This is a genomic window from Micrococcus sp. GPGPB33, from assembly GCF_037853785.1.
Taxonomy (GTDB): Bacteria; Actinomycetota; Actinomycetes; order Actinomycetales; family Micrococcaceae; genus Micrococcus; species Micrococcus luteus.
This window is the reverse complement of the sequence record NZ_JAQMWO010000002.1, coordinates 2,147,854-2,171,886: the sequence shown is the minus strand read 5'-3', so window position 1 is coordinate 2,171,886 and position 24,033 is coordinate 2,147,854. Positions and strand designations below refer to the sequence as shown.

At 68.1% G+C, this 24,033-nt stretch carries 19 protein-coding genes and 1 pseudogene; 17 read left to right on the top strand and 3 right to left on the bottom strand.

Annotated elements, in window-relative coordinates:
* The first annotated feature begins 132 nt into the window (after window positions 1–132).
* From POD19_RS10265 to POD19_RS10245, 5 genes are all read left to right on the top strand, one after another.
* Window positions 133–1,041: a LysR family transcriptional regulator gene (locus POD19_RS10265; RefSeq protein WP_144818438.1), complete on the top strand. Its 909-nt coding sequence runs from the start codon at window positions 133–135 to the stop codon at window positions 1,039–1,041.
* 130 nt (window positions 1,042–1,171) lie between these two features.
* Window positions 1,172–2,125 carry an Ig-like domain-containing protein gene (locus POD19_RS10260; RefSeq protein WP_186299582.1) on the top strand — a complete coding sequence of 318 codons (954 nt, stop codon included), beginning with the start codon at window positions 1,172–1,174 and terminating at the stop codon, window positions 2,123–2,125.
* Between the two features lie 289 nt (window positions 2,126–2,414).
* Complete coding sequence (locus tag POD19_RS10255) at window positions 2,415–3,290, top strand: class F sortase (protein ID WP_041103013.1); 876 nt, start codon at window positions 2,415–2,417, stop codon at window positions 3,288–3,290.
* A 122-nt stretch (window positions 3,291–3,412) separates the two neighbouring features.
* On the top strand, window positions 3,413–4,483 hold the full coding sequence (locus POD19_RS10250; protein ID WP_070709087.1) for a DUF305 domain-containing protein: 1,071 nt from the start codon (window positions 3,413–3,415) through the stop codon (window positions 4,481–4,483).
* Between the two features lie 197 nt (window positions 4,484–4,680).
* The gene (locus POD19_RS10245; RefSeq protein ID WP_144818440.1) at window positions 4,681–5,727 is read left to right on the top strand and encodes a hypothetical protein; all 1,047 of its coding nucleotides are present in this window, start codon (window positions 4,681–4,683) and stop codon (window positions 5,725–5,727) included.
* 9 nt (window positions 5,728–5,736) lie between these two features.
* On the opposite strand, the gene POD19_RS10240 is transcribed toward POD19_RS10245, so the two are convergent.
* Entirely contained in the window at window positions 5,737–6,042 is a 306-nt protein-coding gene (locus POD19_RS10240) for a GNAT family N-acetyltransferase (protein ID WP_044659652.1), read from the bottom strand.
* Window positions 6,043–6,453: 411 nt separating this feature from the next.
* On the opposite strand from POD19_RS10240, the gene nrdH reads away from it, so the two are divergent.
* From nrdH to POD19_RS10220, 4 genes are all read left to right on the top strand, one after another.
* Window positions 6,454–6,699: a glutaredoxin-like protein NrdH gene (nrdH, locus tag POD19_RS10235; RefSeq protein ID WP_036313172.1), complete on the top strand. Its 246-nt coding sequence runs from the start codon at window positions 6,454–6,456 to the stop codon at window positions 6,697–6,699.
* Window positions 6,700–6,710: 11 nt separating this feature from the next.
* A complete protein-coding gene (gene nrdI, locus POD19_RS10230; RefSeq protein ID WP_004167610.1) occupies window positions 6,711–7,178 on the top strand; it encodes a class Ib ribonucleoside-diphosphate reductase assembly flavoprotein NrdI in 468 nt (155 codons plus the stop codon).
* Between the two features lie 47 nt (window positions 7,179–7,225).
* Window positions 7,226–9,352, top strand: coding sequence for a class 1b ribonucleoside-diphosphate reductase subunit alpha (gene nrdE / locus POD19_RS10225; RefSeq protein WP_180537555.1), 2,127 nt, complete (start codon window positions 7,226–7,228; stop codon window positions 9,350–9,352).
* A 145-nt stretch (window positions 9,353–9,497) separates the two neighbouring features.
* Entirely contained in the window at window positions 9,498–10,049 is a 552-nt protein-coding gene (locus POD19_RS10220) for an antibiotic biosynthesis monooxygenase (protein WP_136939771.1), read from the top strand.
* A gap of 278 nt (window positions 10,050–10,327) precedes the next feature.
* On the opposite strand, the gene istB is transcribed toward POD19_RS10220, so the two are convergent.
* Window positions 10,328–11,113 (bottom strand): IS21-like element helper ATPase IstB, encoded by a 786-nt coding sequence (istB, locus tag POD19_RS10215; protein WP_010078636.1) that lies wholly within the window; start codon window positions 11,111–11,113, stop codon window positions 10,328–10,330.
* Window positions 11,110–12,633: an IS21-like element ISMlu14 family transposase gene (locus tag POD19_RS10210; RefSeq protein ID WP_031943827.1), complete on the bottom strand. Its 1,524-nt coding sequence runs from the start codon at window positions 12,631–12,633 to the stop codon at window positions 11,110–11,112. Before POD19_RS10210 ends, istB begins: the two co-directional genes overlap by 4 nt.
* Before the next feature lie 186 nt (window positions 12,634–12,819).
* Between POD19_RS10210 and POD19_RS10205 the strand changes: the two genes are divergently transcribed.
* From POD19_RS10205 to POD19_RS10175, 8 genes and pseudogenes are all read left to right on the top strand, one after another.
* Complete coding sequence (locus tag POD19_RS10205; protein ID WP_340309457.1) at window positions 12,820–13,233, top strand: hypothetical protein; 414 nt, start codon at window positions 12,820–12,822, stop codon at window positions 13,231–13,233.
* A gap of 91 nt (window positions 13,234–13,324) precedes the next feature.
* Window positions 13,325–18,235, top strand: coding sequence for a DEAD/DEAH box helicase (locus POD19_RS10200; RefSeq protein WP_340309456.1), 4,911 nt, complete (start codon window positions 13,325–13,327; stop codon window positions 18,233–18,235).
* A gap of 539 nt (window positions 18,236–18,774) precedes the next feature.
* Complete coding sequence (locus tag POD19_RS10195) at window positions 18,775–20,460, top strand: DUF262 domain-containing protein (protein WP_340309455.1); 1,686 nt, start codon at window positions 18,775–18,777, stop codon at window positions 20,458–20,460.
* Window positions 20,461–20,594: 134 nt separating this feature from the next.
* Window positions 20,595–21,578: a class 1b ribonucleoside-diphosphate reductase subunit beta gene (gene nrdF, locus POD19_RS10190; protein ID WP_239074567.1), complete on the top strand. Its 984-nt coding sequence runs from the start codon at window positions 20,595–20,597 to the stop codon at window positions 21,576–21,578.
* Window positions 21,579–21,930: 352 nt separating this feature from the next.
* Window positions 21,931–22,377: a transposase gene (locus tag POD19_RS10185; protein WP_340309454.1), complete on the top strand. Its 447-nt coding sequence runs from the start codon at window positions 21,931–21,933 to the stop codon at window positions 22,375–22,377.
* Window positions 22,262–22,540, top strand: a pseudogene (locus POD19_RS13040) (IS3 family transposase); the annotation flags it as partial. The gene POD19_RS10185 and the pseudogene POD19_RS13040, both read left to right, overlap by 116 nt.
* Before the next feature lie 15 nt (window positions 22,541–22,555).
* Window positions 22,556–22,816: a DDE-type integrase/transposase/recombinase gene (locus POD19_RS10180; protein ID WP_340309453.1), complete on the top strand. Its 261-nt coding sequence runs from the start codon at window positions 22,556–22,558 to the stop codon at window positions 22,814–22,816.
* Between the two features lie 62 nt (window positions 22,817–22,878).
* A protein-coding gene (locus POD19_RS10175; protein ID WP_340309515.1) for an IS3 family transposase occupies window positions 22,879–24,029 on the top strand; the annotation gives its coding sequence in 2 pieces (ribosomal slippage) (window positions 22,879–23,149 and window positions 23,149–24,029; 1,152 coding nt in all).
* The last annotated feature ends 4 nt before the right edge of the window (window positions 24,030–24,033 follow it).

Here is a 24,033-nt window from a genome sequence, read left to right as displayed (position 1 = left end):
GGGGACGGCTCACGGGGAGCGGGGACGACGGGTGGGCACGACGACGACGCGTCGGGCCGCGTCCTCCCATGGTGGGGCGTCGAGGCCATGCCGTCCAGTGATGATCCGGCATGGAGGCTATGCTTATCCGGCATGGAGGAGAAACTGCTCAGGGCCTTCGTCACGGTGGCCGAGGTCGGCACGGTCTCGGGGGCCGCGATCCGCCTGGATCTCCTGCAGTCCGCGCTCAGTCGGCAGCTGCAGCGGCTTCAGCGTGAGCTGCGCCTGCCACTGTTCGCCCGGGTCGGCGGCCGGCTCGAGCTGACGACGGCCGGCGAGGCGTTCCTCCCGGTGGCGCGCGAGGTCCTCGTCGCCCATCGCCGGGCGGAGCAGGCGGCCCGCACGCTCGCCTCCGGTCGGCTCACGGACGTGGCCGTGGCCGCACCGGGCACCACCCTCATCGACGTCGTGCTGCCGTTCGTGGCCACCTTCGGGGAGGAGGACCCGCGCCCGCGCGTCGCGGAGACCCAGCTGGACGACTCGCTGCTCGACGCCGTCGCGCGGCACGACCTCGTGGTGATGCCGACGGTGCCGCCGCCCTCCGTCGCGTCGCTGCCGCTGATGGACCTGCCGGTCTGGGCGTACGTCGCCCCGGGCCACCCCTGGGCGGGCCGGACGCGAGTGTCCCTCAACGAGCTCGTGGCCCAACCCGTCGTCGCGCCCGCCCGCACCTTCATGGCGCGGCGCGTCCTCGACGGCGCCGTGGCCGTGGCGGGCCTCACGCCGCCGGCCCTCACCGAGGCGAACTCCGGGCGGGTGGCCCAGGCCCTGGTCGCGACGGGGGCGGGCGTCGCCGTCGTCACCGAGGACCCGGCCTTCGGGCTGACGCCGGTGCGGGTCATCGCGCAGGGGCGGACGCTCGCGGTACGACTGCACGCGGCGTGGCGGGAGGACCACTTCGCCGCCGAGACGCTGCAGGCGCTCGCCCGTCGCCTGCAGGCCTTCGTCCGGGACCGCTATGCCGAGCCCGGGGATGTGGCGTCTCACATGAAGAGTGAGTGAACTCGGCGGCTGTGGACAGGCGGAGCTCAACAGATGCACATGTGACAGATAGGGTCGAGATGTCCGTGACCCCCATCACCTGCACCCGCCCCGGGTGACCCACGCCCGCGCCGCCGAACCGGAGGACCCCATGTCCCTGCAGTTCCCCGCCCGCCTGTCCGCCGCCGCCCTCGGTGCCGCCGTCCTCGTCGGCGTCGCCGCCGCCCCGGCCCACGCCGCCACCTGGACGCCCGAGCACGGTACCCCGTCCGGCACGTTCGTCAGCGCCGACGGCGACCTGATGGAGTTCGTCCTCTACGACAACTTCGCGACCGAGGACATCCGCGCCGTCGTCGTCACCGCGTCGGGGGAGGAGACCGAGATCCAGGTCGACTTCATCACCGAGGACGACATGGGCGCCGTGTTCCTGCACGACATCGAGCAGGCCCTCGGCGGCGACCTGGCGCAGCCCTACGAGGTGCATGTCTACGGCGCCGGCCAGCTCGCCTTCGGCGCGGCCTTCGCCGCCGACGGCACCATGACCCCGATCGAGGCCGAGGAGTTCATCCCGTTCGAGGACTGGGCCGAGGTCGCCACGTGGCGCGTCTACACGGACCAGAACGCGACCGTCGTCGAGTCCCTCGTGACCGAGGACGGCGGCGTGCCGAGCCCGATCGACGCCGAGCTCACCGTGGCGCCGCAGCACGGCACCGTCGAGATCGGCGGGACCTCCTTCGGCTACACCCCGGAGAAGGACTTCCTCGGGACCGACACCTTCACCGTGGTGATGACCGCGAACGGCGTCACCCGCACGGTCGAGTTCACGGTCGAGGTGCTCGACCTGCCGGGCGACTCCACGCCCACCCCGATCGACCCGGCGCCCGCCCCCGAGCCGCAGCCCGAGCCCGAGCCCGAGCCGGCTCCGGAACCCGAGCCGGCTCCGGAACCCGAGCCGGCTCCGGAACCCGAGCCGGCTCCGGAACCCGAGCCCGCCCCGGAGGAGCCGGTCGATCCGGCCCCCGCCCCCGAGGAGCCCGCCGAGCCCGAGCAGCCGGCCGAACCGGTCGTCGACGAGGGCGAGCCCGCGGCCCCGGCTCCCGAGTAGCCGGCCGAGGACGGCCACACCGTCCCGGACACGGTCGAGACCGGCAACGGCTCCGCGTGGGGCCTGGCCGCCATCGGCGCCCTGGCCGCCGGCGTTCTGGTGCGCCTGCGCCGCACCTTCGGCCTGGCCTGAGCCCGCACCGAGGCGGCCGGGGCGCACCCGCGTCCCGGTCGCCTCGGCCATCCCGAACGGACGACGCGCCGGGCCGAGGCCGGAGCGCGTGAGACCATGCCGTCGTCGGACGCGGCCCCGGGCGGGCCGCGTCGATGCACACGAGGGGAGAACCCGGATGAACACCACCGTCCGACGCGCCCTGTGGGTGGTCCTGGTGCTGCTGTGCCTGGGCCTCGTGTTCCTCGCGCTGCGCGGGGTGCTGGCGGTCGGCGCCGTGCCGATCAGCGCTGCCCCCACCCTCAGCGCCACGGCGTCCGCGACCCCGTCGCCGTCGTCCTCAGCACGCTCCACGCCCAGCCCTGCACCGACGGCCACACCGACCCCGACGCCGACCCCGTCCTCCGCGGCACCCACGGGCGAAGCGGCGGTTCCCGGCGGGACCCAGGAACCCGCCGGCACGCCCACATCGGCGGAGCCCACGCCGTCCGAGGAGCCGACCCCCACCGAGGAGCCGGCCCCCGCCGCGGCCGCCCACCTCTCCGGCCCCGCCGCCCCGTGGGACGAGATCACGGCGACACCCGTGCACGTGGACGTCCACCAGGACGGCGAGCAGATCGTCGGAGCGGGGATCGACCTGACACAGTTGGACGAGGGCGGCGACCTCGACCCGGAGCCGCAGACGGTCGGCTGGTACGGTCCGCCGCAGTGGGGCACCACGCCGGGGGAGCGCTCCCCGTACGCGGGGGTCCTGGCCGGGCACGTCGTCTACTACGGCGTGCGGGACGTGTTCTGGAACCTGGGCGACGTGCGGGCGGGCGCCGTCGTCGTGGTGACGTACGACGACGGCACGCAGGCCGCCTTCGAGGCGGACGCGGACGCGGTCTCGGTGGAGAAGGAGGCGCTCACCCAGGATCCGGCGCACCGCTGGGCCTGGGAGCCCGGGGGCGATGACGCAAAGGTCACGCTGATCACGTGCGACCTCGTGCCGGGCACCGGGATGGCCGGGAACGCCTTCAACAACTGGGTGGTGCAGGCCACCCGCGTCGCCTGAGGCCGCGGCGACCCCGGGGCCGGGAGGCCGGAGGGGTACCCTGGGGAGGCCGGGGCGGCCGACCGCGTCGGACCGCCATTGACCCCGTGACCGGGTGACGACCGCCGAGAGGACCTGCGCCCATGAGCCGAGCCGACATCGCCCCCGCCCGCGTGCGCCCCCGCCGCTGGAGCGTGGCCGTCGGAGGGGCGCTCCTGAGCATCACCCTGGCCACCGGCGGCTGCAGCGTCGCCGAGGAGCCCGGACAGACCGGTGGCACGGAGGCGGGGAACACCTACCTGGAGGGCGTGCTGGCCAGCCCCAGCCAGACGTCCGCCGACCCGCTCGCGGCGGACATCCAGTTCGCGGGTCTGCTGCTGCGCAACCACCGCGACGCGATCCAGCAGTCCGATGAGGTGCTGGGCAAGGACGGCGTGGACCAGGAGATCCGGGCCACCGCCGAACGGATGAAGTCCGAGCACGAGGAGCGGGCGCGCCGGCTCGAGTCGATGCTCGAGGGCTGGGGCGTCCCCTCGGATGACGTGCGCGGTGCGGGTGCCGAGTCGACCCCGTCTGCGCAGCCCGAGTCCACGGAGGACGCGGAGCCGACCCAGATCGTGGGCGACGAGTTGCGCGCCGGACTCCTGTCCGACCGGGAGAAGAACGTGCTGGCCGCCGCCGAGCCGGAGGAGGCAGGACGGATCTACCTGCTCCAGATGCGCCGCCTCTATCAGGGCGCGCTGACGATCTCCGCCACGGAGGCGGAGGACGGCTCGGACGACGCGGCGAAGGAGCTGGCCTCCAGCGTGGTCGAGGGCCATCGCAAGGAGCTGGAGAGTTTGGCCGAGACGCTCGCGGAGATGGGCGTGATCGGGTCGAGCGGGGCGCGCACGGCGGAACCGTCCGGGTTCACCGGCCCCATCAAGATCGAGGGCACCGGCGCGAACGGCGGCTCCGTCCCCTCGGACTTCGTCCCGGAGCCGGTGCAGCGGGTGCGCAACTTCCGCGCCACCCAGAAGCCGGTGCTGCCGTCGTCGAGCTCGCCCAGTTCCTCCAGTGCGTCGGGCTCCGCCAGCGCGTCCGGCCGGGACGCCGAGGACCAGCGGGGGCGGGACGCCGCATCGGCGAGCCCGTCGCCCAGCCCGGCCGACACGGCGCAGGCCACCCCGGGCCCCTCCTCCGGGGCAAGCCCCTCGCCCAGCGCATCCCGCTGACGCGCCGGCCGGCCCGATCCGCATCGGGCGTCGCCGTGACCGAGTCGATAGCGTTTCATCACCGGACAGTGACCCGCATCACGTCCGTGCGGCGTAGATTCGTGCCGACGCAGCGAGTGCGGCATCCGGTCGATCTCGGGCGTCCGGGCCGAAGAACCCTTCGGCCCGTCGCAGCACCGCACCCCTGGAGGAGCACGATGCGCACCGCCCGACCGACCCGCCTTGCCGCCGCCCTGGGCGTCGGCGTCCTTCTCACCGGCCTGGGGGCGACCCCTGCCCTCGCCTCACCCGCCCACCCCGCTGGATGGACCGCCGAGCACGGCCTGCCCGGCGGATCCTTCCTCGTGGCCAGCGCGGAGGGTGAGACCGGTGCCTCCTTCGGCACCGAGTTCGAGGTGGACGAGTCCGACATCCGCCTGACGGTGGCCCCGGTGCTGGAAGGGGAGACCCGCGGCGCCGAGACCGAGGTCCCGTTCACGTACGACGACGAGCTGGAGCGCGGTGACTTCGACGTCGCCGCGGCCCGGCGGAGCCTGGGCGAGTCGGGGACCGGCCCCGTCGTCTACACCCTCTACGTCCTGGGCGGCGAGGTGGCCGCCCTCACCTACGGTCCGGACGCCGACCTCACCGACGCTGACCCGGGCGAGCCACTGCGCGCCGACCAGCGGCATGAGCTCGGCTTCCACATGCTCCCCACCGCCTGGGACACCACCCTGCTCGCGGCGCCGGGGGAGCGATACGTGTTCATCTCCTCGAACACGGGCGATGAGGCAGCGCCGCTGACGCTCGTCGCGGGCCCGGCCGAGGGCCGGGTCGTCGAGGTGACGGAGGAGGAGACCGGCGGTCCGCGCGGCTACGTGTACCAGGCGCCCGAGGGCTTCACCGGATCCGACACCGTCACCCTGCGGGCCACGAGGGACGGCGTGACGACGACGCGGACGGTGACCGTGCGGTTCGGCGATCCCCGCGTGGACCTCTACGACTGGGAGAACGGGCGGATCCCGGGGTTCGTGACCTTCCCCGTGGCCGGCCTGTTCGACGCACCGGCTCCGGGCCAGCCGGCCGATCCCGACACCCCCACGGAGCCGGCGGAGCCCGAGACCCCCGCGGACCCGGCCGAGGGCGAGCACACGGTGCCGGACACGGTCGAGACCGGGCGTGGTCCGGCGGCGTGGCCCGCCGCCGTCGCGGTGCTGACCGCGGGCGTCCTGGCCGTGGTGCGCCGGCACCGCGTCGCGGCCTGACCGCTCCGGTCAGCGGGGCGCGAGCAGCGCGCTCTTCTCCGGGTGCTCGTCGAACCACTGGGCGACGTACCAGCACATCGGCACGATGCGGCGGCCCCCTGCGGGGCCGCCGTTCGTCTCGATGTCCTCGACGGCGCCCGCGGTCAGCGCGGCGGCGTGGCCCCGGCCGCGGTGCACGGGGATGGTGAACGCCCGGTTCAGGGAGACGGCCGCGCCGTTGTCCCGGAAGTCGAGGACGGCGAGCAGGGTGCCGCCGTCATGGAGCTCGTAGCGGGACTCGGCGTCATTGCGGGTGACGGTGGGGGAGGTGCTCATGCCGGGGCAACCCCCGGTGGTGACGGGGTATTCCGGTGCCGGCCGGCGGCGGGCTCCTACATGTAGTGGTCCGCGGGGGCCTGACACGCCGCTCGCGGACGTGGCGAACCCGACTTTCCGGCTGTGGGAACCCGGCCCCGAGATCTCCACCGGCTGTGGACAGTCGACCTCGGCCCTGGCGTGTCCCGCATGTCCGCGCGGATCGTCTCGCACAGCAGGGTGTGGACAGGATGGGCAGAGGGTGGGGATACGTAACTACAGTGGTGTGACTACTACATGTAGGGATGGTTCCCGGCCGTGATCACTAGATGTAGTATCGACGCAGATGCTCGGCACGCCCCGTGATTCACCTCGCGGGCGCCGCGCCGACACCCGCAGACCACCAGAGACCACGAAGGAACAGGGATCGCCATGACCGTCACCGTGTACACCAAGCCGGCCTGCGTGCAGTGCAACGCCACCTACCGTGCACTGGACAAGAAGGGCATCGCCTACGAGGTCGTGGACATGTCCCAGGACCCCGCCGCCCTCGAGCGCGTCCGTGCCCTCGGCTTCATGCAGGCCCCCGTCGTCGTCACCGAGACCGACTCCTGGTCCGGCTTCCGCCCGGACAAGATCGCCGAGCTCGCCGAGTCCGCCGCGGCATCGGTGGCCTGACCGGAGTCGACATGACCGTCGCCGCGGACCCGAGCCACATCCGCTCGGCCGAGGCGCAGGGGCTCGTCCCCACCGACGCGGGACTGATCTACTTCTCCTCCGCCTCCAACTACACGCACCGCTTCGTCGAGAAGCTCGAGCTGCCCGAGGACCGGGTGGCTCGACTGCCGTTGATCACCCGGGAACCCACCCTCGGGGCCACCGCCCCGTACGTCCTGATGACCCCCACCTACGGCGGGGGCAGCGGGCCGGGCGCGGTCCCGAAGCAGGTGATCAAGTTCCTCAACGTCCCGGAGAACCGTCACTGGATTCGGGGCGTGATCGCGTCCGGGAACACCAACTTCCATGAGGGCTACTGCCTGGCCGGCTACATCATCTCCCGCAAGTGCCAGGTCCCCCTCATGTACAAATTCGAGCTGATGGGCACGCCCGACGACGTCGAACGCGTCCGCGGCGGCCTGGAAGGACTGTGGACATGACCATCACCGCACCCACCGAGGCGGACCTCATCCGCCAGGCGAAGAACATGCCCGCCGAGTGGCAGAACCTCGGATATCACGAGCTCAACGCCATGCTGAACCTCTACGGCGCCGACGGTCGCATCCAGTTCGAGGCCGACCACGCGGCCGCGCGCCAGTACTTCCTGCAGCATGTCAACACCAACACGGTGTTCTTCCACGACCTGGAGGAGAAGCTCGACTACCTGCAGAAGAACGACTACTACGAGACCGAGACGTTCGAGCAGTATCCCTTCGAGTTCATCCGGGGCCTGTTCGATCGTGCCTACAAGGCCAAGTTCCGCTTCCCGACCTTCCTCGGCGCGTTCAAGTTCTACACCTCGTACGCCCTGAAGACCTTCGACGGCAAGCGCTACCTCGAGCGCTACGAGGACCGCGTCGCCGTCGTCGCCCTCCACCTGGCCCGGGGCGACCAGGAGCTGGCCACCCACCTGGTGGACGAGATGATCGCCGGCCGCTTCCAGCCGGCCACCCCCACCTTCCTCAACTCGGGCAAGAAGCAGCGCGGCGAGCTCGTCTCCTGCTTCCTGCTGCGCATCGAGGACAACATGGAGTCGATCGCCCGCGGCATCAACTCCGCCCTGCAGCTGTCCAAGCGCGGCGGCGGCGTGGCCCTCTCGCTGACCAACATCCGCGAGCACGGCGCGCCCATCAAGCAGATCGAGAACCAGTCCTCCGGCGTCATCCCCGTGATGAAGCTCCTCGAGGACTCCTTCTCCTACGCCAACCAGCTCGGCGCGCGCCAGGGCGCCGGCGCGGTGTACCTCAACGCGCACCACCCGGACATCCACCGCTTCCTCGACACCAAGCGCGAGAACGCGGACGAGAAGATCCGCATCAAGACCCTCTCCCTCGGCGTCGTGATCCCGGACATCACGTTCCAGCTGGCGAAGAAGAACGAGGACATGTACCTGTTCTCGCCGTACGACGTCGAGCGCGTCTACGGGGTGCCGTTCTCCGAGATCTCCGTGACCGAGAAGTACTACGAGATGGTCGACGACGCGCGGATCAAGAAGACCAAGATCAACGCGCGCGAGTTCTTCCAGACCATCGCCGAGATCCAGTTCGAGTCCGGCTACCCGTACGTCGTGTTCGAGGACACCGTGAACGCCGCGAACCCGATCAAGGGCCGCATCACCATGTCCAACCTGTGCTCCGAGATCCTGCAGGTCTCCGAGGCCTCCGAGTACAACGAGGACCTGAGCTACGCCCACGTGGGCCAGGACATCTCCTGCAACCTCGGCTCGATGAACATCGCCAAGACCATGGACTCGCCGGACTTCGGCCGGTCCGTGGAGACCGCGATCCGTGCGCTGACGGCCGTGTCGGTCATGTCCGACATCCAGTCGGTGCCGTCCATCGCCAAGGGCAACGCCGCCTCCCACGCCATCGGCCTGGGGCAGATGAACCTCCACGGCTACCTGGCGCGCGAGCGCGTCCACTACGGCTCGGAGGAGGGCATCGACTTCACGAACATGTACTTCTACGCGGTGCTGTTCCACGCGCTGCGGGCCTCGAACCGGATCGCCATCGAGACCGGCCAGCGGTTCGGCGGGTTCGAGGACTCGAAGTACGCCTCCGGAGAGTTCTTCGACAAGTACACGGATCAGGAGTGGGCGCCCGCCACCGAGCGCGTCGCCGAGCTGTTCGCCGAGGCCGGCATCGCCCTGCCCACGCAGGACGACTGGCGTGAGCTGAAGGCCTCCGTCATGGAGCACGGCATCTTCAACCGCAACCTGCAGGCCGTCCCGCCCACGGGCTCGATCTCCTACATCAACAACTCGACCTCCTCGATCCACCCGGTGGCCTCGAAGATCGAGATCCGCAAGGAGGGCAAGCTCGGCCGCGTCTACTACCCGGCGCCGTACCTCACCAACGAGAACCTCGAGTACTACGAGGACGCGTACGAGATCGGCTACGAGAAGATCATCGACACGTACGCCGCGGCGACGCAGCACGTGGACCAGGGTCTGTCCCTGACGCTGTTCTTCAAGGACACGGCCACCACCCGTGACCTGAACCGCGCGCAGATCTACGCGTGGACGAAGGGCATCAAGACGATCTACTACATCCGCCTGCGCCAGCTCGCGCTGGAGGGCACCGAGGTCGAGGGCTGCGTCAGCTGCATGCTCTGACAGCCGACCCTTCGAGGCGGGAAATCCCGCGTATTCCGCGCTTCTGAGCGCGGGTGCGCTCGATTTCCCGCCTCGAAGTGGGGCGGCGCGCCTGGTCGGGGAGGGCGGGCAGGCCTGGGCGGCCCCCGCCCCGTATCCTCCTGGCATGAGCACGGTGACCAAGCAGATCGCCCGGCACATGGCGCCCGGGGCCGCTCCGCGGATCCGCGACTGGGTGCGCGCGGGGCAGGACGTCATGCTCGGCTTCGACGGCTACCTCGGCTCCGGGCTGGTGCGCCTGGAGCGGGACTCGCACGTGTGGCACATGGTGTACCGGTTCGCCGACGACGCCACGTGCCGCGCGTGGGAGGAGTCGCCTGAGCGGGCGGCCTGGGCGGCGCAGATGGCCGGCCAGGTGGTGTCCGAGCAGGTCAGTGCGCGGACCGGGCTCGAGGGCTGGTTCGACCCGGCGGAGCTCGCCGACCCCGTCACCCCGCCCCGGTGGAAGCAGATGATCGTGATCTTCTCCGGGTTCTTCCCTATGAGCCTGCTCGGCCAGTGGCTGCTGTCCCACGTCCTGCCGGCAGACGTGCCCCTGCCGCTGCGGGTGCTCGCGAACGTCGTGCTGGTGATGCCGTTCATGGTCTACCTCGTGCTGCCCGCCCTCACCCGCTGGGCCGACCCCTGGCTGCGCCGCGGCCTCAAGCGCACGAACTGACGGGAGGCTCGGCGCTCAGGGTCCGGTGCAGGCCAGAATGGTGATCATGAGCAGTCCAACACAGTCCTGGGCCCGCCGGAAGCGCGGGGCACAGCATGCAACGGATGATGACGTCGCGCCCGGCGACTTCACGACCCGAGCCTTCGCCACCTGTCAAGGGCCATTGAGTTCTGCCCATAGGCGGCCAGTGTTTCTTCCCGCTGGTGGCCATCAGAACTGCCCACTGGTGGCCAGCTGGTTTGCCCGTTTGGGTGGTGGTGCTGGCCACCGTGATGGGATCAGTTCAGTGGCATGACTCCCTTCCCGGCCATTGCCTGGGTCATCCGTACGGAGTCTCCGGTGGTCTGGCACACGTGGGCGTGGTGCAGGAGCCGGTCCACGGTGGCGGTGGCCAGGGTCTTGGGCATCAGCTCGTCGAAGCCGGCCGGGTGCAGGTTCGAGCTGATCGCTACGGAGCGTTTCTCGTAGGCGGCGTCCACGATGCGGTAGAGGCCCTCGGCGGCATCGTCGGCGACCGGCAGCAGGCCGATGTCGTCGATGACGATCAGGTCGGCGCGCAGGATTCGGGCGACGGCTTTGGTGATGGTGTCATCGGGCCGGTGGGCCCGGATCATCGCCCCGAGGTCCTCCAGGGTGAACCAGGCCACCCGCTTGCCCTCCTCCACGGCCTGCTGGCCCAGGGCCTCGAGGAAGAAGGTCTTGCCGGTGCCGGAGGGCCCGCAGACCACGAGGTTCTCTCTGCGCGAGAGCCATTCCAGGGTGCGCAGGGACTGCTGGGTCGGGGCCGGGATCGAGGAGGCGCCCGGATCCCAGGTCGTGAAGGTCTTGCCGGTGGGGAACCCGGCGGCCTTGCGCCGGGCGGCGAGCATGGATCGGGCCCGACCGGTGGTCTCCTCGACCAGCAGGGCCTTGAGGACCTCGGCCGGCTCCCAGCGTTGGGCCCGGGCGGTGGCCAGTACCTCGGCGGCGATACCGCGGGCGTGGGGCATCTTCAGCTGCCGCAACAGCGCCTCCAAATCGGCCGGCAGCGCCGGTGCGGCGGTGTTCGGGGTGTGGATGCTCACCGGGCTGCCCCCTCGGTGTTGGAGGTACCGAGGCCGGCCCAGCCGGCGGTGCCCTGGGTCAGGGACCGTTCCTCGGTGGCGGTGTGCATCCCGGTGCGGTGGCCGGCGGCGGTGAGCAGGGAGGCCAGGTCGCCGTGGGCGAAGCGCTGGTGCACCGCGGCCACCCCGAGGGCGCGGTCGACCTGGTCGGTGCCGGCGAGCTTGGCCAGGGTGACGGCCTCGGCCATCTTCTGACCGATCCGGCTGGTGCCGGCCGCGGCGGCCTCCACCAGCCAGGTCCTCGCTCCGGCCCCGATGGCCAGGAACTCGGCCTCCGCCGCCGAACGGGGCACCGGGGTGTAGTCCCCGGGCACCTTGTCCGTCTCGTGGCCGGGGAAGTGCGCGTCGTCGATGGCCGGGGACCCGGGCCGGGCCACCCGGTGCCGGGCGACCTCCACCGGCCCCTGCGCACCGGCGTGCATGATCACCACCATCGAGTCCGGTCCGGTGCCGTGATGGCGCACGAACACCTCGGCCCCGAGCAGGTGCGCGGGCACCGAGTACTGGGCGTTTTCGAAGGAGACCATCGGCGTGTTCTCCGGCACCTTCCGTCCCACCCCGTAGGCCACGGTGTGCGCCGTGGCGGGGATCCGATGCAACGCGCTGGTCTCCTCGGCGAGCATGTGGTCCGGGCGGCGCCGGGTCACCCGGTGCTCCCGGGAGTTCACCATGGCCATGAACCCCGCGCAGGCGGCCTCGAGCTCAGCGAACGAGGCGTACTGGTCCCGCAGGTTGGTGTCCTTCGGGACCAGGTCGGCCTTGGCCAGCTTCACCGCGTTCTCCACCCCGCCCTTGGCGGCCGGATCCGCTGGCTGGCAGGTCAGCACCTCCACGCCGTAATGCCGAGCGAACGCCACGGTGGCCTGGTTACGCACCGGCACCCCGGCCACATGAGAGACCGTCACTGTCTTCTCGTTATCCGTCAGCACATAGGTCGGCGCGCCCCCGATCAGCCGGAAGCACCGGTCCAGGGCGGCGAACACACTCGGAGCCGTCCTATCACGCAGGGCGATGACGATCCGGTAGCGGGACCAGGCCAGCCAGGCCACGAACAGCACCGTCTTGGCCCCGTCGATCGCCGGCCCATCGCCGAAGTCGTACTGCAGCCATGCGCCCGGCTCGGTGATCCAGGGCCGGTGCACCCGGCGCTTCCCGGCCCGCCAGGCGGCCTTCACCTCGGCCACCGCCCGCCGGGTGGAGCGCTCAGAGCCGGTGTAGCCCATTGCGGTGAGCTTGGCGTGCACGACATCGGCGCGGATCCTGCCCGTGGAGGCCTCGACCCATTCCTCGATCTTGGGCAGCCAGACATCGGTGACCTTCGGGCGGCTGGCTCCGGATCCAGGGGTCTGGCCGGCGTCGCGGGCCCGCACCAGCCGGGCCACGGTGTGATGGGAGCAACCGGCCAGCTCGGCGGCGCCCCGCAATGACTTGGTCAGGTCATAGGCACTGAGTATTTTCATGGTTTCTGCGGCATCCTTCATTCAGGGCCTCTTCCTCGCTGGATTCGATTCGACACCGATATCCAACCCGGGGAGGAGGCCCCCGCCGGCTCACGACGCGGCGGGCAACGAGCAACGCGGGCAAACCAGATGGCCAGCACCGGGCAGTTCCCGTGGCCATCACTGGGCAGTCCTCATGGCCGTCAGCGGGTCATTCCCTGGCCACCTATGGGCAGCTTTTCATGGCCGCTTACAGCCACCATTCTCGGCACCCTCACGGAGCGCACGCCGATCGCGCAGGACTACGAGGATCGTCACGGGCAGCGACGGAACGTCTGGTACTCGTCGCAGCGGCAGCACATGGTCCGGTGGTTCAGCACGCAGTCGACCAACGGATCCGGCGCGTACACCCGTGGGACGCCCAACACCTCCGCGCGGCGGGCGTACAACCGGCTCCTGTGCAGCGAGGCGATCCTCTGGATCGCCGAGGCCCTGGGAGCAGACGAGGCCACGGTGAGGGAAGCCGCCGACGCGGCCGCAGCGGAGTCTGACCACCGACGCCGGTGCGGCAAGATCCGCGCCGTCTTGCCGTGGGACATGATCGTCGGCCTGGCCGCGCAACCGGAGGGCTGGCGCCGCTGAACCGCTGAGCCGCCAATAAGCCGGCCACCCGGTGAGACACCCCCGCGAGCCGCATTCCACTCCCCGGTGGCCCCGGGTCACAATGGTCCGCATGACCATCTCGACGCCGGACGCCGCATCCTCGACCGACCCCTCCTCCATGGGCCAGGCGGACTCCGGGGGTGAGTCCCGCGTCGGTTTCGACGAGGTGCTCGATCGTCTCTGGCTCTCGGAGCTCTCCCGCCAGGAACAGGGCCGTCGCTTCGAGCGGCTGGCCAAGCGCTTCCTCGAGGTGGAGCCGAAGTTCGCGGACCAGTTCTCGGACGTGTGGCTGTGGAACGAATGGCCCGGCCGGGAGAATAGGCCGGACAACGGCATCGACATCGTCGCGAAGGATCGCTACACCGGTGAACTCACCGGCGTCCAGGTGAAGTTCTTCGATCCGGAGAAGAAGCTGCAGAAGGGCAGCATTGACTCATTCTTCACCGAGCTGGGCAAGGTGGACTTCGCCCACGGCATGGTGATCGACACGGCGCTCGAGTGGTCCTCGTCGGCGGAAGCCGCGCGAGCGGGCCAGTCCAAGGACGTCACCAGGGTGGGGATCCAGACGCTGGTGGACTCGGCCATCGACTGGTCCGACTTCACGTTCGAGCGTCCGGAGGAGCTGACTCAGCGCCCACGCAAGGAGCCCCGTCGCTACCAGCGGGAGGCGATCGACGACGTCGTGGCCGGGTTCGAGACCAAGGACCGTGGCCGCCTGATCATGGCGTGCGGTACGGGCAAGACGTTCACGTCGCTGAAGCTGGTGGAGCGGATGGTGCCGGTGGGCGGCACGGTGCTGTTCCTGGTGCCGTCGATCGCGCTGCTGCAGCAGACGCTGAATGAGTGGACGGCCAATGCGGACGTACCGCTGCGCCCGTTCGCCGTGTGTTCGGACGCTTCTGTGGGGCGGCGCCGGGCCAGTGAGGACATCGCTGCCTCGGACCTGGGTTTCCCGGCCAGCACGGACCCGGCGAAGCTCGCGGCCCGCGCGGCCGTCTCCACCGGGGACGAGGCTGTGACGGTGGTCTTCTCCACGTACCAGTCCATCGACGTGGTCCGGCAGGCCCAGGACCTCGGCCTCGCTGAGTTCGACCTGGTCATCTGCGATGAAGCCCACCGCACCACGGGTGTGACCGAGCAGGGCCAGGACGGCTCGGCGTTCACTATGGTCCATGACGCCGCGAAGATCCGGGCGGCCAAGCGCCTGTACATGACGGCTACCCCGCGCATCTACGTGCAGGAGGCCAAGGCGAAGGCCGCGCAGGACCAGGTCACCGTCTACTCGATGGACGATGAGTCCATCTACGGCCCGGAGTTCCACCGGCTGGGGTTCGGCAAGGCGGTGGAGCAGGGCCACCTGACGGACTACAAGGTGCTGATCCTCGCGGTGGACACCAACGCGATCGGCGCCTCGTTCCAGCAGATGCTCGCGGACACCGAAGGCCTGGACCTGGACGACGCCGCGCGGATCGTGGGCTGTTGGAATGGGCTGGCCAAGCGAGGGGTGGACGGCGGCCGGCTGGATGAGGTGGATGCCGCGCCGATGCGCCGCGCGGTGGCGTTCGCACGGAACATCAAGGAGTCGAAGCAGCTGGCCCTCCAGTTCGAGCAGGTGAGCCGTCAGCTGGCCACCTCCACGGACCCCATGACCCCGGACCTGAGGGTGGAGGCCTCCCACGTAGACGGCACGTTCCCCATGGCGCAGCGGGTGCGGGAGCTGAACTGGCTGAAGCAATCGGCGGGGGAGAACACGGTGCGGGTCCTCTCCAACGCCAAGTGCCTCTCGGAGGGCGTGGATGTCCCCACCCTGGACGCGGTGCTGTTCCTGAGCCCGCGGAACTCGCAGGTGGACGTGGTGCAGTCCGTGGGGCGGGTCATGCGGAAAGCAGACGGGAAGAGGACCGGCTACATCATCCTGCCCATCGCGGTGGACGCATCGGCAGACCCGGAGTCCGCGCTGAACGATTCGAAGGCGTACAAGGTGGTGTGGGATGTGCTGCAGGCGCTGCGCGCCCACGATGACCGCTTCGAGGCGATGGTCAACCAGATCGCGCTGGGCCGGTCCGTGGAGGACCGGGTGCAGGTGATCGGCATCGGCTCGGGGGACGCCGCGGAGGACGACGGCGCTCCCGGCTCGGGCGAGGACACGTCCGTTCGGGGCACGCGTCAGGCGCTGTTCGCCATGCAGGACGCTCAGCAGTGGAAGGACGCCATCTACGCGCGTCTGGTGCGCAAGGTGGGGGATCGGCGCTACTGGGAGGACTGGGCCAAGGACGTCAAGGACATCGCGGACCGGCACATCATCCGCATCCGCGGCATCCTGAACGGCCCTGACCGTGAACCTCGCCGGAAGTTCGCCTTGTTCCTCGAGGGCCTGCGCGGCAACCTCAACGACGCGATCACGGAGCAGGACGCGATCGAGATGCTCTCCCAGCACCTGATCACCAAGCCGGTGTTCGAGGCGCTGTTCGAGGACTACTCCTTCGCCGCGCACAACCCCGTCTCCCAGGTGATGGACGCCATGGCGCAGGTGCTGGACTCGTACAACCTGGAGACCGAGGTGGACTCCTTGGAGGACTTCTACCGGGGTGTGCGGATGCGGGCCGAGGGCATCGAGACGGCCGAGGGCAAGCAGAAGATCATCACCGAGCTCTATGAGCGTTTCTTCAAGCTGGCGTTCCCGCGGACGGCGGAGTCCCTGGGCATCGTGTACACGCCGGTGCAGGTGGTGGACTTCATCCTCCGTGCCGTGGATGAGGCGCTGCGGGAGAACTTCGGTGTGGGCGTCACGGATGAGGGCGTGCACGTGCTGGATCCCTTCACGGGCACGGGGACGTTCGTGGTGCGCCTGCTGCAATCAGGGCTCATCCGCCCGGAGGACTTGCTGCGCAAGTACACACAGGAGCTGCACGCCAATGAGCTGTTGCTCATGGCGTACTACATCGCCGCGATCAACATCGAGGCCGCGTTCCACGGCCTCATGGCCGACCAGGCCCGGGCCGCCGGCAAGGATCCCGCTGCGGTGGGCTACGAGCCGTTCGACGGCATCGTGCTGACGGACACCTTCCAGATGACGGAGGACGGCGACAAGCTCGACGAGGTGGTGTTCCGCTCCAACAACGCCCGCGTCCAGGCGCAGAACAACCTGGACATCCGGGTGATCCTCGGAAACCCGCCGTACTCGGTGGGGCAGACGTCCGGGAATGACGACAACGCGAATCTGAGCTACCCGACGCTGGACGCCTCCATCCGGGACACCTACGCGAAGCTCTCCACTGCGCAAAACAAGAACTCCCTCTACGACTCGTACATCCGGGCCATTCGGTGGGGGTCTGACCGGCTGCTGAAATCGGAGCAGGGCGGAGTGATCTGTTATGTGTCCAACGGTGGGTATATCGACGGGAACACGGCGGACGGCCTGAGGAAGACCCTGTACTCGGAGTTCCACGAGATCTACGTGTACAACCTGCGGGGGAATGCGAGGTCGGCCGGGGACCAGCGCCGTAAGGAGAGCGGCAACGTCTTCGGTGAGGGCAGCAAGACCACCGTGGCCGTGCTCCTGCTGGTGAAGCGGACCGGGGATGTGGAGCAGGCGCGCCTGCACTACAAGGACATCGGTGACTACCTAGACCGGAAGACCAAGCTGGACCTGGTGGACCGGGCGACGCTGCGGTCTCTGGACTGGCAGGAGATCACTCCGAATGCCGAGGGGGATTGGATCAACCAGCGGGATGAACGGTTCCCCTCATTCCAGCCGCTGTCCATGAAGGACGGACGGGACGCGATCTTCGCGTCGAATGGCGCTGGGCTCCAGACGAATCGCGATGCGTGGGTTTACAACTCCAGCAGCGAACATCTCATCTCGAATGTGACTCGCATGATCGACAACTACAACGGTGAAGTGGCCCGATGGGAAGGGGCGGGGAAGCCAACCCCGGTGGAATCTTTCATCGACAAGGATCCGGCCAGAATCAGCTGGGCCCGCTCACTTCGTGCCGCGTTGGCGAAGGGTGAAAAACTTCCGAAGGCGAACGAGGAATCTCGGCGGGTGGGGGTCTATAGGCCATTCAATAAGCAGGCCGTCTACTTTGCTCGACTCTTGAATCACGAGCGCGGTCAGCAGCCCAAGTACTTCCCTGTTCGAGACATGAACAACTGCGGTTTCTACGTCGTTGGGCCAGGAAACGACAAGCCGTTCACCGCACTGATGACCGACGCTCTGCCTGACCTCTCCTTTTGGGGCTCTGGTCAGGGCCAGTTCTTTCCCCGCTACACCTACGCGGAGTCGAGTGGTGACCTGTTCTCTCAGGCTGACGGGCCGTCGTCGCCTGCGGATCGGTACACGGGCGTGGACAACATCACGGACGCGACACTGGCCTCCTACCGGGCGGCGTACGGCGAAGCGGTGACGAAGGACGACATCTTCTACTACGTCTACGGCCTGCTGCACTCGCCCGATTACCGGGAGCGGTTCGCGGCGGACCTGAAGAAGATGCTGCCGCGCATCCCGCAGGTGCCGTCCGTGGAGGACTTCCGGGCATTTTCGGATGCCGGCCGGGCACTGTCGGAGCTGCACATCGGGTATGAGACGGTCGAACCGTTTGCACTGCAGGAACAGTGGGCTGCGACCGCCGACGGCCTGGACGAGTACGAGCGATTCCGTGTGACCAAGATGAAGTACGGCGGCAAGTCCGGTGCCTGGGACAAGACCACCGTGAAGTACAACGGCTGGCTGACGCTCACAGGCATTCCGGAGGAGGCGCAGCGGTACATGCTGGGCTCACGGTCCGCGCTGGACTGGATCCTCGAGCGGTATCAGGTGAAGACGGACAAGGCGTCGGGCATCGAGAACAACCCCAACGACTGGTCCCGCGAACACGGGCAGCCCCGCTACATCCGCGACCTCATCGGCCGGATCGTGACGGTGAGCCTGGAGACCATGAAGATCGTGGACAGCCTGCCGAAATTGGAGGTGGAGTGACGGCTGCCAATGCGTCTCCGCGACCAAGCTGGGCCTTGAGGCAGACGGTTCGGAACCGGGACGTGGGTGCACCGGTAGTCGAGATATCCGAATCGAAAGTTCATCCGCATTCTCCGAACGCTGCCCGCCTCCACGCCGGTGACGGACACCTACGAGAAGCTCCACGGTCAAAAGCGCGGTGTCTGGCACCAGACTCAGCACGAGCACATGATCGGCTGGTTCAAAGGTCAGGCAACTCGAGGATCTGGGGGATACACCCCTACGACGCCCAATTTCGATGTCCGGCTGACGTGCAACAGACTCCAGTGCTGGGAGATGTTTTTGTGGATTGGCGAGACGCTTGGGGCTGACCATCCACTGGTATCTGTAGCGGCTGCGGCCGAGACCGACCACCGACGCCGCTGTGGGATCATCCGACACCACCTGTCATGGGCCGCGGTAGTCGCGCCACTTGTCCTCGACCGGCCGAAGAGCCTCTGAAATTTGAGTTGCAACTCCGCGCTGTGGGTCGTGACCTGCGGCAAACTGAGGACATGCACGTGAACGCCCAGCCCATGAAGGCCGCCGAGATTAACCTCGGGAAGCTCTTCACGAACGACTTCGATTTCGTCATCCCGGAGTACCAGCGCCCCTACGCATGGGGACAGGAGGAGGCCCTCCAGCTGCTGGCCGATCTCGAAGGAGCGCTCGAGCGTGACACGGAGGAACCGTACTTCCTCGGTTCGGTCGTGCTCGTGAAGGACGCCGCGTCGTCGCACTCGGAGGTCATCGACGGGCAGCAGCGACTCACGACCCTCACCATCCTGTTGAGTGTGCTGCGCGACCTTGTGGATGATCCGGCATTCCGCTCCGCGGTGCACGGGTTCGTGGAGGAGCCCGCCGTCGAGTGGGACGACCTTCCAGCCCGTCCTCGCTTGACGCTGCGTCCACGGGACCGGGAGTTCTTCAGAAAGCACGTCCAGACGGACGGCGCCACCGCAGCGCTGGTGGACATCAGCGACAACCAGACCAGCACGGATTCCCAGCGTGGAATCCGGGACAATGCCAAGGTCTTGCGGGAAAAGCTGGTGGCATGGGGAGAGTCAAGGCTCAAAGAGCTGTTCAAGATGCTCGCCAAGCGCACCTTCGTGGTGACCGTGAGCACCCCGGACCTCAACAGTGCCTACCGGATCTTCTCCGTCATGAACGCCCGGGGACTGGCGCTGGCCCCCTCTGACATCTTCAAGTCGCAGGTGATCGGGGCCATCCCGGAGCAGTCCCGTCAGCATTACGCGGACCTCTGGGAAAGCCTCGAAGAGAATCTGGGGCGTGACGAGTTTGCGAACCTGTTCTTGTACATTCGCATGGTGGTCTCGCGCAAACGAGCTGTGAAATCCCTGCTCCAGGAATTTCCTGAACAAGTCTTGGACCCCTACCTGCGAGCCAATGACGGCATCGCGTTCATCAAGGATGTGCTCGAACCCTATGCGAAAGCAGACATGCGCCTGGTCGCCCAGGATTTTGCGGGCGGTGCCGAGTGGGAAAAGGTCAACGCGTGGTTGAAACGGCTCGTTGAACTCGACAACGACGACTGGCGGCCTCTGGCGCTGTGGGCGCTTCGAGCCCACCCGGATGACCCTGCCTTCCTCTCGGACTACTTGGAGAAGCTCGAGCGACTCGCGGCCAGCATGCTTCTGCGGCGTGAATACCGCACGCCGAGGATGCAGCGCTACCACGTCCTCCTCGACCAGCTTGCCGAGGGGCGGGGCCTCGACGCGGCGGCGTTCGCGCTCAGTGATGCGGAGAAGGCGGCGACCCTCGAACAGCTCACCGGGGACATCTACTTGACGCGACCGGTGCGGCGCTATGTGCTGTTGCGCCTGGACTCGATGCTTGCGGACAACCCAGGCGCATCGTATGACCATTCCGTCATCACTGTGGAACACGTGCTGCCTCAGAGTCCCGCTGTCGACAGTCAATGGCGCCAGGACTTCACTGATGAGGAAGCCGAGCGCTGGGTGCACCGCCTCGGTAACCTCCTCCTGCTCAATCGGAGGAAGAACAGCCAAGCTCAGAACTACGACTTCGACAAGAAGAAGAGCATGTACTTCACCTCGACAAAGGGGGTGGCAATGTTTGCACTCACCACGCAGGTTATCAATACCGATTCTTGGACCCCGGCCATAGTGGGCGAACGGCATGAGCGACTTGTCGGCCTTCTAGCTGACGCGTGGGAACTTCGGTAAGCGTGGCCGACCACACCCTCGCCTCCATGGCCCCAGCGGCGCCCAAGGCCTAGACTGTCCCGGACCCGCGCCCCGCTGACCGTGCTCTCGAGAGCCCCCGGAATCCGCGGATTCTCAACGAATTCTTCTGAAGGATGTGCCCTGCCGTGACCGAGACCCAGCAGTCCCACCTCGTCGAGGCGATCAACTGGAACCGCATTCAGGACGAGAAGGACGTGGAGGTGTGGAACCGCCTCGTCAACAACTTCTGGCTGCCGGAGAAGGTGCCGCTGTCCAACGACGTCCAGTCCTGGTCCCACCTCACGGATGAGGAGCGACTGCTCTCCATGCGCGTGTTCACGGGCCTGACGCTGCTGGACACGATCCAGGGCACCGTGGGCGCCGTCTCCCTCATCCCGGACGCCATGACCCCGCACGAGGAGGCCGTCCTCACGAACATCGCGTTCATGGAGTCGGTGCACGCGAAGTCGTACTCCTCGATCTTCTCCACGCTGGCCTCCACCCCGGAGATCGACGAGGCGTTCCGCTGGTCCCGTGAGAACCGGAACCTGCAGGCCAAGGCCGGCCTGATCGTGGAGCGCTATGACGGCCAGGACCCGTACAAGAAGAAGATCGCCTCCACCCTGCTCGAGTCCTTCCTCTTCTACTCGGGCTTCTACTGGCCCATGTACCTCTCCGCGCACGCCCGCCTCACCAACACCGCCGACCTGATCCGCCTGATCATCCGCGACGAGGCCGTGCACGGGTACTACATCGGCTACAAGTACCAGCGGAGCATCGAGACCCTGCCGGAGGAGAAGCGGGAGGAGCTCAAGGCCTTCACCTTCGAGCTGCTGTTCGAGCTGTACGAGAACGAGGTCGAGTACACCCATGACCTCTACGACGCCCTCGGCCTGGCCGAGGACGTGAAGAAGTTCCTGCACTACAACGCGAACAAGGCGCTGATGAACCTGGGCTACGAGCCCATGTTCCCGGCCGAGACCACGAACGTGAACCCCGCCATCCTCTCCGCGCTCTCCCCGAACTCGGACGAGAACCACGACTTCTTCTCCGGATCGGGCTCCTCCTACGTGATCGGCAAGGCCGAGAACACCGAGGACGAGGACTGGGACTTCTAAGACCCCAGAGCTTGCTCGAGGCCCGAAAGGGCTGATGGGAGGCCCGGACCTGCAGGTTTCTGCAGGTCCGGGCCTCTTCTCGTGCCTCCATCCGAAGGACAGAGGAGAGCACAGATGAACATCAGTATCCGTTCGGTATGGCACGGGGGTGGCACGAGCGCACCTTCCAGCCAAGCGCGGGGTGGCTCGAAGCCCGAAATTTGGGGGCTGCGTGCCACCAGCTGCGTGCCACAGCGTGCCATTGGGCTCGCGTCGAGGTCCGTAAAAGGCCAGGTGAGAGGCCGGTTTGAAGGGACTGTGAAGCGTCCCGGGTGTGATGCCGCTTCCTTTCGAGTTCGAGAGGATGTTGTTCATGCCGAAGAAGTTCGATCCCGAGGTGAAGGACCGCGCGGTGCGGATGGTCCTGGACCGTGTCGAGGAAGCCGGGTCAGTCACGAAGGCCGTGGCTTTGGTGTCGCCGAAGGTCGACGTGGGGCGCGAGACCTTGCGCCGCTGGGTCTGTCAGCACCGCGTCGACGCCGGCCTCAAGGACGGGCCGACCAGCGATGACCTGGCCGAGCTCAAGCGCCTGCGCGGCGAGGTCAAGCGATTGCGGGAGGACAACGAGATCCTGCGCAAGGCCTCGATTTTCTTCGCGGGGAGCTCGACCCCCGCAACCGATGATCATGGGATTCATCGATCAGATGCGCGCCAAGGGGCATGCGGTCGAGTCGATCTGCAGGGTGCTCCGTCAGGAGGGCTGTCAGATCGCCGCACGCACCTACCGGGCGTGGCGCCGCCGCAGCGCGTCGGCTCGTGACACGTCCGACGCGGTCCTGCTCAACGTCCTGCACGACCTTGTCGGCACCCCGGAAGGGCTGTACGGGCGTCGGAAGATGACCGCGTGGCTGCGTCGAGAAGGTCACCAGGTCGGCGCCGGTCGTGTGGACCGGCTCATGCGGGTTGCGGGGATGAACGGTGTGCGTCGAGGCAGGCCAGTGCGCACCACCGTCCCGGCCAAGGACGGCTGCCGTGCCGGTGACCTGCTCAATCGAGACTTCACCGCGGCCGCGCCGAACACGAAGTGGGTCGCGGACTTCACCTATGTGCGCACGTGGGCGGGCTTCGTATACGTCGCGTTCGTGCTGGACTGCTACTCGCAGAGAATCCTCGCCTGGCATGCCGCGACGGCCAAGACGACCCCGCTGGTCCTGACCCCGCTGCGGATCGCGTTGTGGTGGGCTGACCCCGTTTCGTAGGTCCAGTCGTTATGAGAGTCGTCCTGTTGCCCGCGGTCGCGGGCAGGGAGACTGGTCAGATCATGACGAACAGCAGGAAGCGTCACACCCCCGAGCAGGTCGTCCGTAAGCTCGGGCAGGCCGACAGGATGCTCGCCGATGGTCAGGACGTCGCGGCGGTGTGCCGGGAGCTCGGGGTGTCCGAGCAGACGTACTACCGGTGGCGGAACCAGTACGGCGGCCTCAAGGCCGAGGACGCAAAGCGCCTGAAGGAGCTGGAGAAGCAGAACGCGACCCTGAAGCGTCTGCTCGCGGAAGCGGAGCTGGAGAAGGCCGCGCTCAAGGAGCTGGCTGAGGGAAACTTCTAAGCCCGGACAGGCGCCGCGCCGCCGTCGATCACCTCAAGCGCAAGTTGCGGGTGAGCGAACGGATGGCGTGCCGTCTGGTCGGGCTGAGCCGCTCCGCGTACCGGCGACCGCTCAAGGGCGACACGGTCGCGGACCCGGATCGGGCGTTCAGGGAGTGGCTGCGTGCCTGGGCGAAGGACCATCCCCGCTACGGGTATCGGCGGGCGTATCACGACGCCCGCGCCGAGGGGCCGGTGGTGAACCACAAGAAGATCCAACGCCTGTGGCGTGACGAAGGGCTCCGGGTCCCGCAGCGGCGTCGACGCAAGCGCGTCGGGTCCTCGACCGTCGACGCGCCGACGGCGGACGCGCCGAACGTGGTGTGGGCGGTGGACTTCCAGTTCGACGCCGACGAGCACGGACGACCGATCAAGATCTGCTCGATCGTCGACGAACACACCCGGGAGTGCATCGGCGGGCTCGTGGAGCGCTCGATTACCGCCGACCGACTCACCGCCCACCTCGGGGACCTCGTCGCCGCCCGGGGCGCCCCGGCGGTGCTCAGGTCGGACAACGGGCCGGAGTTCATCAGCGAGGCGGTGGTCGACTGGGCCGGCACCCGCACCGGCCTGTCCTACATCCCTCCGGGCTCGCCGTGGCGCAACGGGTACGTCGAGTCGTTCAACAGCCGGATCCGCGACGAGTGCCTCAACATCAACAGCTTCTACTCGCTGCTGCACGCACAGGTCATCATCGGCGACTGGAAGGACGAGTACAACCACCACCGCCGGCACTCCTCGCTCGGCTACCTAACCCCAGCCGAGTACGCTCGGCAGTGCACCCATCAAATGGAAACCGACGACTCACAGAACGTCCGGACCGAATGAAGGG